The sequence below is a fragment of the Paenibacillus ginsengarvi genome, from assembly GCF_003626695.1.
Taxonomy (GTDB): domain Bacteria; phylum Bacillota; class Bacilli; order Paenibacillales; family NBRC-103111; genus Paenibacillus_AB; species Paenibacillus_AB ginsengarvi.
The window spans coordinates 255,923-272,074 of sequence record NZ_RBAH01000009.1; the positions used below are offsets into that span (position 1 = coordinate 255,923).

The window sequence follows — 16,152 nt, forward strand, 5'->3', positions numbered from 1 at the left end:
GTCCTAAGAAGAGAGGGGTATTACCATGAAAGCACTTCACATGAATAAACTGGGCCCGGCACTTGCCCTTATGGCAGTAGCGGCTCTGGCCGGCTGCGGCGGTAGCGCTCAGACAGACGCGAAGCAAGGAACGGCACCCGAGCAAAAGACCGAGACGGCCAAGCCGCCGGAGCCGGTAAAAGTAACGATGTACAACCATTTCAACAATATCTCGGATGACCGCCTGCAGCAGTTCATCATCGGGCCGCTGAAGCAAAAGCTTCCCCATGTTACGTTCGAAGTGGTCAAGCATGACAAAGGCACAACGATCGAAGAGCTGGTTGCCGCCAAATCGTTTACCGATTTTTATTATGGCAGTAACGTCGGCTTTCCGACTTACATGAACTTGCAGCTCCAGCAAGATATGAACGATGTGATTAAGAAGAACGGACTCGATCTCAGCCGGTTCGATGCACCTTATGTGGATGCGATCAAGTCGTTCGGCGAGAAGGGTGAAATGTACGGGGTTCCGTTCTCCGCCAATATGGGCGTCATGCTGTACAACAAGGCGATTTTCGACAAGTTCGCCGTTCCGTACCCGAAGGACGGCATGACCTGGGACGAAGTGATCGAGCTCGGCAAAAAAGTGACGCGTCCGGATGGCGGCGTGAACTACATCGGCTTCGATCCGGGTCCGATCTCCAACGTCGCGTCGTCGCTGTCACTACCGTACGCCGATGTGAAGACGGGGAAAGCGCTGATCAACAACAATGAGAGCTGGCGCAAAATTTACGACATGTTCAAGGCCGCCTACGAAATTCCGGGATTCGTCAACGCCGGCAAGTACGACTACGGCGCCAACGGATTTTTCAAGGACAAGAACGTCGCCATGCTGCCGGTTTGGGCGCTGCAAGTCGTCAACAACAAGGCGGAGCTGGCCAAGATGGAATGGGACATGGTATCGCTGCCCAACTTCAAGGAGCAATTGGGCAAGGGGCGTTCGGTCGATATCCACATGCTCGCGATCTCGAACGTCAGCAAAAACCGGGACGTAGGCGTAGAAGTGCTCAAGGTCATTACGTCGGACGAAGTGCAGAAGATGATGAGCGAATTCGGCACGCCAAGCGTACTCAAAAACGAAGATATCAAGAAAGCGTATGGCTCCAAGCTCCCGGAATTCCAAGGTAAAAACGTACAGGCTATCTTCAAAACGAAGCCGGTCCAGCCGGCCATTACGAAATACGACGGCACCGTAGGTTTCTATGTAGAAGCGGCAAGAAAAGACATCGCTACCGGAGCTATGGACGTAAATACGGCTCTGCGCACGGTACAAGAGAAGTCCGATGCGAAGCTCGCCGAGCTGCAAGGCAAGTAAAACGGTATACATTCGGCACCCGCCGCGCCTGTTTTCAGGCGCGGTTTTTCGTTTTTATGGCCTGGACTCGGTTAGCGCGGCTGGTGCGGAGCTTGGAAAACATCAAACAACGAATGGGAAGGAATAGCTACACCTGGCTGTCGGTCAGCCAGTCGCCGACGATCGAGGCGATTTCCCATTTGTTATCGTCGCGGCCCATCAATGTAATCGAGCTGCCGGGCACCGCGCAGGCAATAACGGATTTTGCGCCGTCCGGAGTAAGGATGTCTCCAGGCGAACGGGCTTGCAGCGCAAGGCGGTGCGCCGCATCGACGACAAAGGTAAACGCCATCGCAGGTTTCGGTACCGGCAGCGTCAGAACAGCGGGAGCTGTAGCTGTTTTGTTGGTCATTTTCGAGCCGATGCGGTCATACGGAATCGTCATCGACGCTGCAACCGGGTAGATCAATTGCGGCTGATTGACAGCGGAAATATGCTCGGCGACCGAATCGATCAAATACGTATTTTGGTTGCCGCCAATCGTCGTACAGTTGAAGTAGCGGACATTGGCAATTTTTTGCGCGGTCCGCTTTTTCAGCGCGAAGCCATGCTTGATCAGCGGGGTTTGGCGATTATCGATCGACTGGCAATCGATATATTCCGCATTGCCGACGACCGTCCGCACTTGCGAATCGGCGCAGGTGATGACAAAGGAAGAGCTGAACCCGTAAATGCTGTCCGGCTGCATCGTCGTATTACAGTTGATCGCCCGGCAGCGGATATAAGAGCGGCGCACGCTTTCCGCCGAGTTCGAAATGTCCCAGAAACCGGAGGCATTCGCTTCCTCCGCAATACAGTCGATATAGCGCACTTCTCCGCGTTCTGCGTTGACTCCTTCGCCGCCGAGGTTGATTTCATAGCCGTAGCGGTTTCCTTTGGTGCGGCAGCTTTGGAACGTAATATCGATAATCGGGGTTTTGCTCGTCGTTTTCATCAAGCAGGTAATAAAGCCATCGCCGGCATTGTTTTCCGACACGCAGTTAATAAACCGGATGTTGCGCAAATATTCGCTTTGCCCGTTCGGCTCTATATCCACACCGGCTTCCGGCGCGGTTCCTTTTGTATTCGTGAAACGGCAATGGTCCACCAGCAGATCTTCCACGGAAATAACGGACAATCCTTGCCGGCGATTGTTGTCTGCGCTGCAGTCGCGTAGCACAATGTTTTTGCAGGGGCCGACCCCGGAGACGACCTCGTAGTTGCCAATGTAAAAACCGTCGCCGCCGCTATCGTTGCAGTTTAACTGCTCAATCACAACGTTGCGCGAGCCGCTTATGTCGATGCAGTGCGCCTGTTCGCCGCTTGTAAACGCCGTTTTGTTCATGCGCAGCGTTGCCCCGTTTCCTTGAATGCGGACGTTTTCCACCATTTTGATCCGCAGCAGCCGCTCGTACGGAGCCACACGGCTTAATGTGTCGATGGCCTGGATAATCGTTCCCGACTCCAGGACGATCGTTGTATGGCTCGAAACAAACAATTGGCCGGTTAAATAGTACGGACCGGTTTGCTTTGGAATGTATAGCGTTTTCCCTTGAGAGGCTTGTAAAGCGGCCTGCAAAGCGGCAGTATCCGCTGTAACGCCGTCCGATTTGGTGCCAAACCACGATGCGACGATACAATCGGTCACATGTCGCTTGAACCGCTTGCCGTTTGTTGAGACGAGCACCGTACCGGTGTTATCCGGCGTCCCCGTATCGGCGGGATCGTATTGAAAAAAGCCTTCTTGCCCGGGATTGGTCACATAGTAGGCAAACGCCGCATCCGGTTCCGTTAACGCCCGCAGCTCTGCGACCGTGACCGCGATGCAGTAGTGCATAAGGCCAAGATATAGCAAGTCTTTCCAATGCGTCTTCCCGTACGTGTCGTCCGTGGCGGCAAATACCGATGTTGGATCGTTTCCGTTCCACAGTACAGTTGACGCTGCTGCGATACCGGTTGCCCCGAGTGCGGCCAGCACCTTACGCCGGCTTATCGGGTGAGGGGAGGGGGCGGAATGGTCTTGTTGCTGCGAAGTTTCAGGATTCGATTGGATGCGGTCGGTCATAGCGGATTCCTCCTAGGGATTTGGTTGACGGCTGATGTACAATCAAATCTTAATAACGCTGCGTGTTGTTGCTGGTTCGTAATCGCTTACAACATCATAATAAGTGGTAATTTGCTTTATTATCTAGTTTAAAAGTGGTTTAAAAATGAAAATTTTGCTCGAAATTAAGTTGAAATAAAGTAAGAATTCCATTTTCATCTTGGTTTGGCAGTTGAAAAGAAGGCGAAATAGATTTAAACTGATTGTAATTATCGGCTAGAATCGCCTTCAATAACGGCTGACCATTCAGCGGGGACGAGTGAACGTATATGCAAAAGAGAAAAGCAGTAACGCTGCAGGATATTGCTGCCAAAACGGGCTTGTCTATTCAGACGATCTCCAAAGCGCTGCGCGGGATGCCCGGGATGTCGGAACAGTCGCGGCATCACATCTTCCAACTTGCGAAGGAGATGGGCTACCGAAGTAAGGAACAGGAGCAGGCGCATACGATCGAGCATATCCCGCTGCGCAGCAGCAAGACCTACCGGTTTAAATTGATCGTCTCTGCGCGCACCGATTCGTATGATATGAATCCGCTCATTTTGGATGGCTTGCAGAAAAAGATGATCGAGTATGGCCATACGGTGGAGCAAATTGCGCTGGCGTCCGATGACAGCCTATCCATCCAGCAATGGGTCAAGCTGCATCAGTTGGAATACTGCGACGGATTGTTTCTGACCCCGACGCTGCCTACGGACCAAATCGATTATTTGCTCACATGCGCCATTCCGCGTGTGCTGATTCATTTCCCTACGCCGCGTTGGAAAGTGGACAGCGTCATTTGGGATGCGGGAACGGCCGTGTATCAGTCTGTTCAGTATTTGCTGGCGCAGGGGCATCGGCGCGTGTTGTATGTAGGTGAACTGGATACGGCGATACGCGGATTCGTGATGCGCTGGGATGCGTTTCGGATGGCGATGGCTGAGCATGGCATCGAAGCGCGCGAAGAAGAGCATCTGATACATATTCGGGGTCTCGAGCGGGACATGAAAATACAGCATCTGCTGGATCAAGTGCGCGAACGTCAGGCGACAGCGGTCTTATGCGGCGTCAGCTACCATTTGCCGTGGGTTTACCAGGCGTGTACGATGTCCGGTCTTCGCATTCCGGAGGATGTATCGCTCATCAGTCTGGAAGATACAGTCAACGCGTATATTCCCGAGCTGTCCCGCCCGCTGCTCCTGATTCGGGAATCGGGAGCCCGTGCAGCGGAACGCATGCTGTGGCGTATCGCCAATCCGAACGCGCCGTATGAGCATACGATGCTGCAGGGCGATTTTTACAAAGGGGCGACCGTTGTGTCGTGCGTATAAACAATAATAATATAGTAAAAAACAACATTAATTTATTCCAAAACGATAAATCATATGCTAAAATCAGGTTGTCATGAAAAAAGCGGGGTGTTTTAATGAATGTTAAACGGGATTCAACCACTTTCTTAAAGGTAATTATTGTTCTGGCTGGAATTGCAGTCCTTGCATTGTGTATATGTTTGGTGCCCCATCTAGCGAATTTCGCAGCAAAGTTGTATCCCCATTTTGCCCCAATGAAATATCTCGTTTCCATCGTGATGTATGGAGCGGCTGTGCCTTTTTACTTTGCGCTCTATCAGGCTTTCAATCTTTTACGTTACATGGACAAGAACACTGCGTTTTCGGAATCATCAGTACAGGCGTTAAAGAACATAAAGCGCTGTGCGATTACAATCTGTGGTTTGTATGTATTAGGTCAGCCGATCTTTTATTTTATAGCGAGGAAAGTCGACCCTCCTATAGGATTCATCGGTCTCATCATCATTTTTGCTTCGTTGGTTATCGCCGTTTTTGCCGCTATTCTCCAGCGGCTCCTACAAGAAGCGATTACCATACAATCAGAAAATGATTTGACAGTATGAGGCGAGGATATGACCATTACCAACACTAGAAGCTGACATAGCATAAAATAAACAGGCCCGACGCCAAAAAAGCGATGTCGGGCCTTTCATTTTAATGCTTATGTTCGTCCTGCGGAGCCCGCGCTGCCTGAAAAAGCAATTCAGAACCAGCTCGCCGTGCCAATAGGCTGCCGCTTGATATCTTGCGCCGATATCGTCGATATTAGTTCCCCGTTCCCTTGTACTCACGAGGAATCATGTCTATCCTATAAGAAATCGTTATATATGAAAATGTGGCGATGGAGCAAAGCAGCGCGGGAGGATCGGTATGTTAAACGAAATCTACCAGACGGAAACGTTGGAACAATTGAGTGCGTTTATACAGGAAGCGTCATCGCAAGATAGGCTGCGTCAGGCGTTGTTTGCAGAGTTTGACCGTTATGCGGCCTATGCGAATATACAAGAGTGGAACAGGCTCGTGCGTTTATGCGAAGCGCTGCGTATAACGGGTTGGGGGGAGCGCGAGCCTGTGGAGGCGATTGCCGAGAAATGGATCAACGGTTCCTATTATTCCGGTCTGCGTACCCGTACTTTTGACGTCGTGGAAGGATCGTCCAGGGGATGGAGCAAGCAGGGCAATACGTTTGTACTTGACGATCGACGCGATCCCACGGACTATGGGATCCCGGCAATAGCTACCCAGCGCAATCCGCTGCCGAAAAACCCGGTTCGGCTGGTCGGTTCCGGCAATTACCAGCAATCCGCGCAGCCGTTTGTGGACAGTCTGGAGGAGCTCAGAGCGAAGCTGGATCGCGACATGCGGCAGGAGGTATACGGAGAGAGCTTTGGTTACCTGGGCGTCTGTTGTTGGTTTAGTCACCATGACGACCCTTCGCCAAGTGTTCGGTATGAGTACTTTCATTCCGAGGAGGACGTTCCGGCAGGCTTCGCCGGCGAGTTTTATATTCGTCCCCGGCTGGAGTTCGGCAAGCTGGCGAAGCGCGGCGGGCTGCTCAAGCTGGAGGTGACCAGGCACTTTACCCGACAGGAGGGAGAACTTCCGCTAGAGAAGCAGAAGGAATTGTTTAAAAGAGAGCTGTTGGAGATTGTCGCGGTGCTGGACGGCAAGCTGAGGAAAAAGAAGCTTCCGTACCGGACGGATTTGTTGCGGGAAGATTTGACGGCTGTGCTGGCTGGCTGGTGAACGCCGAACCATAATGGGAAGGCGTATCCGGGTCGGCGGACCCATTTTCTTAGACGGGGTGTGCGTAGCATGATTAAGCTCAAGGATATCGGGAATTTCGAAACATTACCAGACATGGCGATGCTGCTGTATGAGGGGAATGTGACGGCGCTGCGCGATGCGCTTGCAAGCGGCTGGGATGTGAACGGCCCCATGACACTAAGCCGGTACACGGATGTGTATCCGCTGGAACTGGCGATTATGATGAACCGGCTGGAAGTGGTGGAGCTGCTGGTGGAGCATGGCGCCGAGTTGAACCGGAAGGACGACCCGTCGTTTTTGACGGCTGTCCGGTACGGCGGGGAACGGGTGATCCGCTATTTGGTAGAGCGAGGAGCCAAGCTGCATCTGCTCAATCAGGTGAAATCGAATGCGTACGATCAAGCGTACTACGGCAAAAAAGAAAATATCCCGCTCATCCGGGAGCTGGGGCTGGACATACGGAAATACGGCGGTTCGGTGCTGCGCAAAGCCGTATCGGACCGAAATCGGAACATGGTCGCCTATTTGCTCGATCAGGGCGTGGACATCAACTTCAACAAGCCGGATATGGTGTACCCGTATCAAGCGACGCCGCTCACGGTTGCCGTACGTGCCGGCGACTTGGCGATGGTGCAATATTTAATGGAACGCGGAGCCGATGTAACGATCGCCGAACGAGGCGGCGAACGTGCCTATACGATCGCAGTGAGCGGACAGCATGAGCAGCATGAACAGATTGCCGTCTATCTGAAGGCTGCCGAGCCGCCATTATTCCACGATCTGGAAAACAAAAAATATGAACTGAAGCCGTTCAAGCTGTCTGAGCCGCTGGTGGAGTTTTTAACCGGAGAGGCGCTTCGTCTCGAGCTGCGGGCCAATGAGTACGGCATCGCGTATGTACAGTTTCTATCCTTGACCGATACGGTTCCGATGAAGGCTGGACGCCAGAAGCTGCTGCGTCTGTCTGCAAACGTGGACAACTACTCCCATCTTGTTCTCGCATGGAATCCGAAAACGAAACGGATCGGCTGCTACGACGAAGAGCATCAGGAGTATGCGGATTTAGGCGATTTTATGGCGTTCGTCGCCGAAGCGGACAAGCTGTTGATCGCCTTTATGGAAGGGGAGCTATAGTCCGGGCTTCCTCGCAAATGGATTACATAGAGTAGAAGAGGAGTGGCATGATGACCAAAGAAATGTTGGATAAGCTGGCAAACTGGTATGAGGAAGACCGGCACGACCAAATTGCGGAAGCAATCGAACAGCTGCCGGAGACCGAGCGGGATGATGAAATAGTGGGCCATTACGGCCGTGCGCTTAATAATTTAGGCCGTTATACCGAAGCGTTGCAGCAGTTGCTGAAGGTAAAGCGACGAGATTCGGTTTGGTTTTATCGCGTGGGGTATGCTTACTTTTTCATGCAGCAATGGGAAGAGGCTTTGTCGGCATTCGAGCAGGCCGAGGAGCTAGAGCCCGGCGATGAAAGAGTACGGGAGTATATAACGGATTGCCGCAATATACTGGCGCGGCAAGCGGAACTGATCAGAGAGCTGGACAGGGTGCCCTTTCGCGAGCGCGATTTCAGCCAGTTCTGGGAGCGGAGTGATTATGCTGATGAGTCTTATGTCGAGGCTTCGCCTACTGATGAGCTGATCGCTTCCATCGAGGAGGAGCTTGGGTACAAGCTGCCTGCGGATTATATTTGGCTCATGCAGCAGCAAAATGGCGGCATACCGGCGAACACTTGTTTTCCGACTGCGGTACCTACTTCCTGGGCTGAGGATCATGTGGCCATTACGGGCATTATGGGGATCGGGCGCGAGAAGCCATACAGCCTATGCGGCAGCCTAGGTAGCCGCTTTATGCTGGAGGATTGGGGTTACCCGGACATCGGGGTCGTCATCTGCGATTGTCCGTCAGCGGGTCATGATGTGATTATGCTGGATTATCGCGTATGCGGCCGGGACGGCGAGCCCGCTGTCGTACATGTGGATCAGGAAGCCGATTACCGGATTACGGCACTCGCTCCCAGCTTTGCGGCTTTTATTGCAGGGCTGGTCGGCGAGGAGGTGTTCGATACCTCGGAGCAAGATAAGCTTGATGCGCTGCATAAGGTGAAGCATGCGCCATTTTCGCCGTTATTGCAGTCGCTATGCGAGAAGGCCGATGCGTCCAAGCGGATGGAAGCGGTCATCCGCGGCATTTGCACCCGGATTGTTGAGGAAAAAGGCTTTTTTGCTCTGCATGCGGATGAGCTTTCCATGCTGATGTACGATATTCAGTTCGGGCTGTATGCCGCGTCCAATCCTGAGGTAACTCGGGAGTCGTATTTGGCGGATTATGTAAATATGATCGCCTTTGCGAAAGGATTCGGCACCGGAGGGTATGCGCCGGGCTTTATTGAAAGCTGGCTGGATGAACGGATCAAGCAGGGGGAGATCGTAACCGATAAAGGGGGATTACGCCTTGCGGAAGGCGCAGCCGAGCGGCTGGCGGATAAGCTGGCGGCTATCGAAACCGGTCTGCCTCTCCGCTCGGGAGAGAATGTAGCGGAGCAGTAGAGGAGAGCTGCCCGAGCCGGATACCAACTTTTTGTCGAACGAAAAAAAGGCTCACCTCTTAGTCCATGCTGTATAAACTAAATTGGTGCATAGAGCATGTTCAAGGGAGAGAAGCCAGCAATGAAGTTCATTTATCCGCCAACGATACAATGGGAAGGCGCGGAAGTGTTTCAGCGCCCGCAGCAGCTTATGAAGGCATTCGCAGCTGCCGGGCACGAGGCCGTCTTTATGGAGCGGGGCCGCGCAGACGGCAGCATTCAGCTAAGAGAAGGAGTTCAGGTGACAGGCAACGGCTACAGGAATGAGAAGTCCCAAACGCCGACTATATTATGGGTCACGCATCCCCCGCATTTTCGTATGAAGCCAATGCTGCAGGCCGATTACATTGTTTTTGATTATATCGACGAATGTACGGAAGAATTCGGGATGTGGCATAACGCCGATTTGAGAGCTGCCATGGAAGCGGCCGACATCATCACGGTCGTCAGCCAGCGTTTACTAGAAATCGTTATGGCGGAATTTCCGGGCAAGCCGGTATTGCTCGTTCCTAACGGAGTGGATTCCGCTCACTATGCCGATGCGGCAGCGCTCCCTGCTCCAATGGATATGGCCTCTTTACCGCGGCCGATTCTGGGCTTTATGGGCTCTATCTCTACGTGGATTGACGGCGACATACTTCGCCGGGTCGCGGAGCTAAGACCTGATTGGACATTGCTTTTGATCGGTCCGGACTATATTACACTGAAATTAACTTTATCGGATTTGCCTAACGTCGTATTTCCCGGCCGGAAGCTGTACGGCGAGCTGCCTGCTTATGTCGGACATTTCGATGTCGGGCTGATTCCGTTCCAGGTGAGGAATATGACGAACAGCAGCTCTCCGCTCAAAATGTACGAGTATATGGCGGCGGGCGTCCCCGTTGTCTCGACTCCGATCCGGGAAGCCGTCAACAGCGAGCCGGTTTTAACCGGACAGACGGCTGAGGAATGGGTAAGTCTTATCGAAGGCATCATGGAGAAACCGACCGATCGGGATGAGTTGATCCGCTATGCCCAAAGCCAAGAGTGGAAGGTGAGAATCGCTCCCGTTGTCGTCCATCTCATGATGCTCGGGCATTTCCGGAGTATTGCGCAGGCCGATAACCGGATCAACAGCCGGAATTATTGGAATACACGGTTTCAGAACAACTGGGAACAGTGGAGGGGACGGGATCAGACCTCGTTTTTCGCCAGGCTGATGCTGGAGCATTTGCCAGATTGGCTGGTAGAAGACATTCGTATGCACAAACTTGGCATTACGGATCTTGGTTGTGCGGAGGGCGACGGCGTTCAGGTGCTGTCGGAGGCGTTTCCAGAAGTTCGCCTGACAGGTGTCGACTTCTCCGAAGTGGCTATCATGAAGGCAACCCGCCATTACCCGCAGCTTTTGTTCCGGGTGGGAGATATCACTGCGATTAAGGAAGAGGATAGCGACGACGTATTGCTTACTTCGAACACGCTCGAGCATCTTCGAGATCCGATCGCGGTTATTCGCCGATTGGCCCGCATCACGCGACGTTACCTGATCGTGCTCGTTCCGTACCGGGAATCGGAGCCGCTTAGTGACGAACATCAATATCGGTTTGACGATGGCGATTTCCCGGAATGGATCGAAGGCTGTCGAAGCATGTTCCGTAAAGTCATAGATTGCCGGCGTATCCCTGGCACGAAGTGGGACGGAGATCAATTGCTGGCCGTTTATTCCATCGCAGACCGTAACGAGTAAGGCAAGACCATACGACCGAGAAGCCGAATGTCACCAAGGAATAAAACAAGGGAGCGCCCCGAGGCGCTCCCTTTCGTGCAGCTATTGTTTTTGCAGCTTGGACGGGTTGTTGATTTTGTACGGTACGGGATGCTTGGTCAATTTTTTGGCAATGATTTTCGCTTCGAACGTAATGACGTCGCCTACGTTTAGCTCCAGCTTTTTGAGGGTGGCGCTGTTGCTGGACCACGCCGTGCCGATCTCGAGCTCCGGCTCCTGGATGGAAACGGCCTCGTAGATGATGACCTCATCGTCGTTGTCGGAGAAATTGTTCGGGACGGTCGTAAACTCCTGCACCGTCGCGACCATCTTGACTTTATCCTCGGGAAGTTCCAGCTTTGCGGCCTTCCCTTTTTTCGCTTTGCCTGGTGGTTTGGCCGTTTCCTCGGTGTCTTCCTGCTGCTCGGCCGCGGGCGTTTCTTCTTCGGCCGGGAGCGCGATCGCGGCATCCGGAGCTTCTTCCTCTGTCGGAGGGGGGGCAGGCTCTTCGGCGGCGGTCGGCTCCGTTTCTTCCGCGGACGAAGTGAGTCTCCGCGCGAAGCTGGAAGCTTGCATTTCTTTCAAATACGCCGGGTGGATGCAATGCCGCTGGCCGCCTTCCAGCTCGATCACGGCGGTAATTTTATCGACATAGCCTACGATTTGGCAGGCGATGTTCGTGCCATATCCTTTGTAAGCATACGTCTTCGCTTTCGCCGCCTTATCCGACAGCAAGCCCCATTCCTTGCACTGCCGAATTTGCTCGTCCTCGCTTTCGAAAGCCGTAAACGCGAGAGGCTCGATGATGAACGCGTATTCCATGGGCACACCGCCTTATTGTCTTATACGAGTATTGTAGCATTCCTGGCGGGGAAGACGCTATCTTTGGATAGAAGCCGCAGGGAATGGCGGACTTCGGCACGGCCGCGTTATTTTTTGCGGATACGGCAGGAGCCGCGTGCCGAAGGGCGAAATAAGTAGATGTCTTGTTTACCATGGTGTGGGACTGAGGAGGAATCGCGGATGAATGCTTTAACGGAGCAGGAAGTAAAGGCAGGATACCGGCTGCTGTTCGACGGCCGATCGCTTGAGGGCTGGGCGGCGACGCGTCATCCGGAAGGATGGCTTGTCCAGGACGGGCATTTGGTATGCAAGGGCGTTACCGGCGGGTACCTGTTTACGCTTGAGCAGTTCGACCATTTCGAGCTGCGGCTGGAATACCAAACGGCTCCCGGCGTCAACAGCGGCATTTTCTTTCGCTGGACGGATCTGAACGACCCTGTACATACTGGGCTCGAGATGCAGATTTTGGATACGTATGCCAAGGAGACGATGGACAAGCACAGCTCTGGAGCGTTATACGATCTGGAGGCGCCTTCTTCCAATGCGGTGCGTCCGGCAGGCGAATGGAATCAAGTCCGTATCCGCTGCGATCAAAACCTGATTCGTCTCGAGCTGAATGGTACGGTTGTCGTCGACGCCGATATAAACCGTTGGAGCGTGCCCGGCCAAAATCCGGACGGAACCGCTAACAAATTCAAGTACGCATGGAAGGACCGCCCGCGCCGAGGCCATATCGGCTTACAGGACCATGGCGGCTATGTCGAATTCCGCAACATCAGCATTTTGCCGCTTTAGCTCGGCTAATTCCATATGGCAAGAACGTTTGAACCGCTCCCCGGAGCGGTTTTTTTCTTCTTGCCGCGCGATCAGGTGGCAATTGACGGCCAAACAAATATCGAGTATATTATATATAATATATATTATTTAAAACTACGGGGGTGGAACTTGACGGTTTCAGGTACTGAATGAAAGATCAAGCGCAAGACTCGGATTGAAAACTAAAAACAGTGATGACCCAAATGGGGAGGTTATTTCTTTGATCGACTCGAAATATTTATTAAGCGATGATCAGATTGCGCAGTTTATCGCTCATGGGTACGTACAGCTGCAGACCGACTTCTCCGAGCAGTTTCATCAGACCGTAATCCGCAAAATGAACGAAGTGTACGCCCAGGAAGGCAACCCGGGCAACAATCTCGTGCCGCGCATCCCGGAAGTCGGGCAGCTGTTCGAGAATCCGGTCGTCAAGGGTGCGCTGACAAGCGTACTGGGCCCGGACTACTTGATGCATGCCCACAGACACGGACATTTCAACCGTCCGGGAACGAGCGACGGGGGATGGCATAAGGACAATTACTGGGGGAACGAGAAGACGCGCAACCATGTTCCGTGGTCGGCGATGATCTTTTATTATCCACAAGACGTGACGCCCGATATGGGACCAACCGATATTATCCCGGGCTCGCAAAACCGCTATAACATCGATACGCACTCCGAAATGCGCATTCCGGTAACCGGCAAAGCCGGTACTTTCGCTCTAATCTCTTACGATATATGGCACCGGGCGACCGCGAATACTTCGCTTAACGACCGGTATATGCTGAAATTTTTGTTTTTCCGCACAGAAGCGCCAAAGCAGCCATCTTGGAACAATCGCCGCACCGAGTGGCAGCCGCCGGAGCAGATGCATCCCGTTAAGGACAACGGGCTTTTATGGGAGCATGTGTGGAATTGGATGTCCGGTAAAGCCCATGAGGCAGGCCGTTCGGACATGGAGCAGACCGCAGCAGGAACCGGTAGCACGGATGAATTGGAAAAAGTGCTGCTCGGCGAAGATGAGAACGAGGCGCTGAATGCCGCCTATACGCTTGCGGCTATGGGCGAGGAAGCGATCCCCGTCTTGCTGAGAGGGCTCAAGCATTCCGCTGAGGGCGTTGTCCATCCCTTAAAGTACTCCATTCCCCGTCTATGTGCGCACGCTTTGGCGGCTATGGGTCCGAAAGCCGTTCCTGCGCTTATGCTCGCCCTGGACGATACGTACGCCGAACGGGATGTGCTCGGTCAAGTTGCTTTTGCGCTCGGCGAGATGCGGGAGCACGCGTCCGCAGCGGTTCCGAGATTGATCGAGCTGCTTCAGGAGGAATCGCCTTTTATTCGCCAGCATGTGGTCGAAGCGCTCGGCATGATCGGGCAGCCTGCCTCTTTGATCGTGCCCGCCCTGAGCGAGGCGCTCGCCGATTCCGACCAGTACGTCCGCTTTTTAAGCGGCTTGGCGCTGGCTCGTCTCGGTCCGGCGGCGGCGGATGCGGTGCCTGCGCTCGCCAAAGCGCTGAACGATGACAGCTTCGCGTTGTCGATGCTTGCAGCGTCCAAAGCCGATCAGGGGGGGCGGTATGTCTCTGCGATTGCAGCGTCCGCCTTGCAGCGTATCCGTACGAATGAGGCGTTGGATGCTTTGCTTTCCTATTTGCAAGCGGCCAGATGGTGTCCGGTTACGACCAAAGCTTCAACGTTTTAAGGTTAGGCGGAGGGACGGCCTGCATACAGCTGACGCAGCCGGTTGTCCGGGGCGTCCCTCCGGAACCGATTATGGGATTGGCAGCGGGATAGACAGAAGCTTTAGCGAATATAAGGAACGGGGTGTCCGATATGTTCAAAAAGACAAAGGTTCAAGCGATTGCCGCGATGCTTCCCATTATTTTTGTAAGCGCTTGCGGAGGTGGAGGTTCCACTGTGGCGCCATCCGATTCCACGAAGCCGGCCGATGCGGCGAAGGCGGCGGTGAACAACCAGCCGGTTACGGTGAAAATTGCAGTCCACAGCGGTATCGTTAACGATAACGACCTGAAGCGTTTTTTTATCGATCCGGTTAAGCAAAAGTATCCGCATATTACGATCGAACGCATCAACGTAGCCGATAAAGGAATGAGTCTGAACGAGCTGGTGGCCGCTGGTTCCATTCCGGATATGGTCATCAACTACCCGTACAATTTGACCGATTTGACGAAACTTGGCATCGACTACAACATGGATGAGCTGATCAAGAAAAACGGCATCGACTTGAACCGGATCAGTCCGGAATATTTGGAATCGATCAAAACTGTGACCGGTTTCAACTATTATACCGGCTTGCCGATGACGAACAATACGTTCGCCCTGTTTTACAATAAAGATATTTTTGACAGGTTCGGCGTCCCTTATCCGAAGGACGGCATGACCTGGGACGATGCCCGCGAGATCGCGGTCAAATTAACCCGCAACGATAAAGGAACCCAGTATTACGGGCTGTTCCCCGACAACGTATACCGCGGAGCGTACCAGGCGAGCCTGCCGTTCGTTGACCTGAAAAACAACAAGTCCGTGTTCCAAACCGACGAGTGGAAAAACCTGTTCCAGCTCTGGTACAGTTTGTACAAAATGCCGGGCGCGGACATTATGCCGAAGGAAATGAATACGGTCAACGGCTTCAAAACCGGGCAAATCGCTATGTTCTCCGGCTATTCCGGGCAAATTCCCGATCTGCTGGCGATGAAGGATCTGAAGTGGGATATCGTCACGTACCCGACCAACAAGGTGGCGCCCGGCGTCGGCCAGCGCGTCGATTCGCCAATGATGTCGGTCACGAATGCCAGCAAGGTCAAAGATGCGGCCATGCAAGTGATCTCGGTGCTGTTGTCGGATGAGATACAAACCGAAATGACTAAAAATCTGCAATCGTCCGTGCTCAAAGATCCAAAAATCAACGCTCAGTTCGGCAAGGCCACTCCCGAGCTCTCCTCTAAAAACGTAGCCGCTTTTACGAAGCTGAAGGTAGCCGTACTCAAGCCGTTCGGTTTCGTGCCGGTCGGAAGCGCCGCCGGTATTCCGATCAACGCTTTTACGGAAATGCTGTATAATAACAAAGACGTAAACACCGCCCTGCGCGAAGCCGACGAGAAAATGACGCAGGTCATTAACGAAGAGCTGCAAAAATTGAAAAAGTAACCGCTTCCAGTGTGTTGCCCGGGGCTGCCGATCGTCAAGATCGGCGGCCTTTTTTGCGCTCAGCGGGGCGTTTTCTGAAATGGTCTAGACACACATGTCGCTGGGGGCGTTCTCCCGATTACGGTCTGGCATAACGGAAGAGAAGTTTCCGCTATTGTACTGTGAAGGGGTGAAATCGGCTCGATAGCGGAAGCGCAAGTTCCGTTAATCCGGTCAAAAGCACCCGGATCCTCTTTAGCCCCCTAATTGAATTGGAGAGTACCATAGGAAATCAGGTACAATATATTCAAGAGGTGAAGGGCCGTGAAAAAGAGGAATCATGTATATGAAGAAGTCCGAAATAAGGTAGCGCAAGAGGCGCTATCCGGGATTCGTACGGGCGTGCTTGCCCGGAAATACGAAGTCAGC

The 16,152-nt window shown here is 53.2% G+C and carries 12 protein-coding genes; 10 read left to right on the forward strand and 2 right to left on the reverse strand.

The window, feature by feature from the left end:
* The first annotated feature begins 25 nt into the window (after positions 1-25).
* Complete coding sequence (locus D7M11_RS14995; RefSeq protein ID WP_120748039.1) at positions 26-1,354, forward strand: ABC transporter substrate-binding protein; 1,329 nt, start codon at positions 26-28, stop codon at positions 1,352-1,354.
* A gap of 127 nt (positions 1,355-1,481) precedes the next feature.
* Here the strand turns inward: D7M11_RS14995 and D7M11_RS15000 are convergent, their stop codons facing one another.
* Complete coding sequence (locus D7M11_RS15000) at positions 1,482-3,437, reverse strand: right-handed parallel beta-helix repeat-containing protein (protein WP_120748040.1); 1,956 nt, start codon at positions 3,435-3,437, stop codon at positions 1,482-1,484.
* 308 nt (positions 3,438-3,745) lie between these two features.
* On the opposite strand from D7M11_RS15000, the gene D7M11_RS15005 reads away from it, so the two are divergent.
* From D7M11_RS15005 to D7M11_RS15030, 6 genes are all read left to right on the forward strand, one after another.
* Positions 3,746-4,789 carry a LacI family DNA-binding transcriptional regulator gene (locus tag D7M11_RS15005; RefSeq protein ID WP_120748041.1) on the forward strand — a complete coding sequence of 348 codons (1,044 nt, stop codon included), beginning with the start codon at positions 3,746-3,748 and terminating at the stop codon, positions 4,787-4,789.
* Between the two features lie 95 nt (positions 4,790-4,884).
* Positions 4,885-5,370 (forward strand): DUF2975 domain-containing protein, encoded by a 486-nt coding sequence (locus D7M11_RS15010; protein ID WP_120748042.1) that lies wholly within the window; start codon positions 4,885-4,887, stop codon positions 5,368-5,370.
* Positions 5,371-5,677: 307 nt separating this feature from the next.
* Positions 5,678-6,553 (forward strand): hypothetical protein, encoded by an 876-nt coding sequence (locus D7M11_RS15015; RefSeq protein WP_120748043.1) that lies wholly within the window; start codon positions 5,678-5,680, stop codon positions 6,551-6,553.
* 69 nt (positions 6,554-6,622) lie between these two features.
* Positions 6,623-7,708 (forward strand): ankyrin repeat domain-containing protein, encoded by a 1,086-nt coding sequence (locus tag D7M11_RS15020; protein WP_120748044.1) that lies wholly within the window; start codon positions 6,623-6,625, stop codon positions 7,706-7,708.
* Positions 7,709-7,758: 50 nt separating this feature from the next.
* Complete coding sequence (locus tag D7M11_RS15025) at positions 7,759-9,135, forward strand: SMI1/KNR4 family protein (protein ID WP_120748065.1); 1,377 nt, start codon at positions 7,759-7,761, stop codon at positions 9,133-9,135.
* A gap of 120 nt (positions 9,136-9,255) precedes the next feature.
* Positions 9,256-10,899, forward strand: a complete 1,644-nt coding sequence (locus D7M11_RS15030) for a glycosyltransferase (RefSeq protein WP_158606613.1) — start codon at positions 9,256-9,258, stop codon at positions 10,897-10,899.
* Positions 10,900-10,980: 81 nt separating this feature from the next.
* Here the strand turns inward: D7M11_RS15030 and D7M11_RS15035 are convergent, their stop codons facing one another.
* Positions 10,981-11,739: a hypothetical protein gene (locus D7M11_RS15035; RefSeq protein WP_120748046.1), complete on the reverse strand. Its 759-nt coding sequence runs from the start codon at positions 11,737-11,739 to the stop codon at positions 10,981-10,983.
* A 201-nt stretch (positions 11,740-11,940) separates the two neighbouring features.
* Here D7M11_RS15035 and D7M11_RS15040 point away from each other — a divergent pair, with 201 nt between their 5' ends.
* The 3 genes from D7M11_RS15040 to D7M11_RS15050 all read left to right on the forward strand — a co-directional run bounded on the left by D7M11_RS15040 (position 11,941) and on the right by D7M11_RS15050 (position 15,744).
* The gene (locus tag D7M11_RS15040) at positions 11,941-12,555 is read left to right on the forward strand and encodes a 3-keto-disaccharide hydrolase (RefSeq protein WP_158606614.1); all 615 of its coding nucleotides are present in this window, start codon (positions 11,941-11,943) and stop codon (positions 12,553-12,555) included.
* A gap of 241 nt (positions 12,556-12,796) precedes the next feature.
* The gene (locus D7M11_RS15045; protein WP_240041121.1) at positions 12,797-14,278 is read left to right on the forward strand and encodes a HEAT repeat domain-containing protein; all 1,482 of its coding nucleotides are present in this window, start codon (positions 12,797-12,799) and stop codon (positions 14,276-14,278) included.
* A 215-nt stretch (positions 14,279-14,493) separates the two neighbouring features.
* Positions 14,494-15,744: an extracellular solute-binding protein gene (locus D7M11_RS15050; RefSeq protein WP_158606615.1), complete on the forward strand. Its 1,251-nt coding sequence runs from the start codon at positions 14,494-14,496 to the stop codon at positions 15,742-15,744.
* Positions 15,745-16,152: the final 408 nt, after the last annotated feature.

Coding starts and splice junctions, on each gene's coding strand:
- D7M11_RS15030 (WP_158606613.1), top strand. CDS start 9,256: ATGAAGTTCATTTATCCGCCAACGATACAATGGGAAGGCGCGGAAGTG.
- D7M11_RS15035 (WP_120748046.1), bottom strand. CDS start 11,739: ATGGAATACGCGTTCATCATCGAGCCTCTCGCGTTTACGGCTTTCGAA.
- D7M11_RS15025 (WP_120748065.1), top strand. CDS start 7,759: ATGACCAAAGAAATGTTGGATAAGCTGGCAAACTGGTATGAGGAAGAC.
- D7M11_RS15040 (WP_158606614.1), top strand. CDS start 11,941: ATGAATGCTTTAACGGAGCAGGAAGTAAAGGCAGGATACCGGCTGCTG.
- D7M11_RS14995 (WP_120748039.1), top strand. CDS start 26: ATGAAAGCACTTCACATGAATAAACTGGGCCCGGCACTTGCCCTTATG.
- D7M11_RS15005 (WP_120748041.1), top strand. CDS start 3,746: ATGCAAAAGAGAAAAGCAGTAACGCTGCAGGATATTGCTGCCAAAACG.
- D7M11_RS15010 (WP_120748042.1), top strand. CDS start 4,885: ATGAATGTTAAACGGGATTCAACCACTTTCTTAAAGGTAATTATTGTT.
- D7M11_RS15000 (WP_120748040.1), bottom strand. CDS start 3,437: ATGACCGACCGCATCCAATCGAATCCTGAAACTTCGCAGCAACAAGAC.
- D7M11_RS15015 (WP_120748043.1), top strand. CDS start 5,678: ATGTTAAACGAAATCTACCAGACGGAAACGTTGGAACAATTGAGTGCG.
- D7M11_RS15020 (WP_120748044.1), top strand. CDS start 6,623: ATGATTAAGCTCAAGGATATCGGGAATTTCGAAACATTACCAGACATG.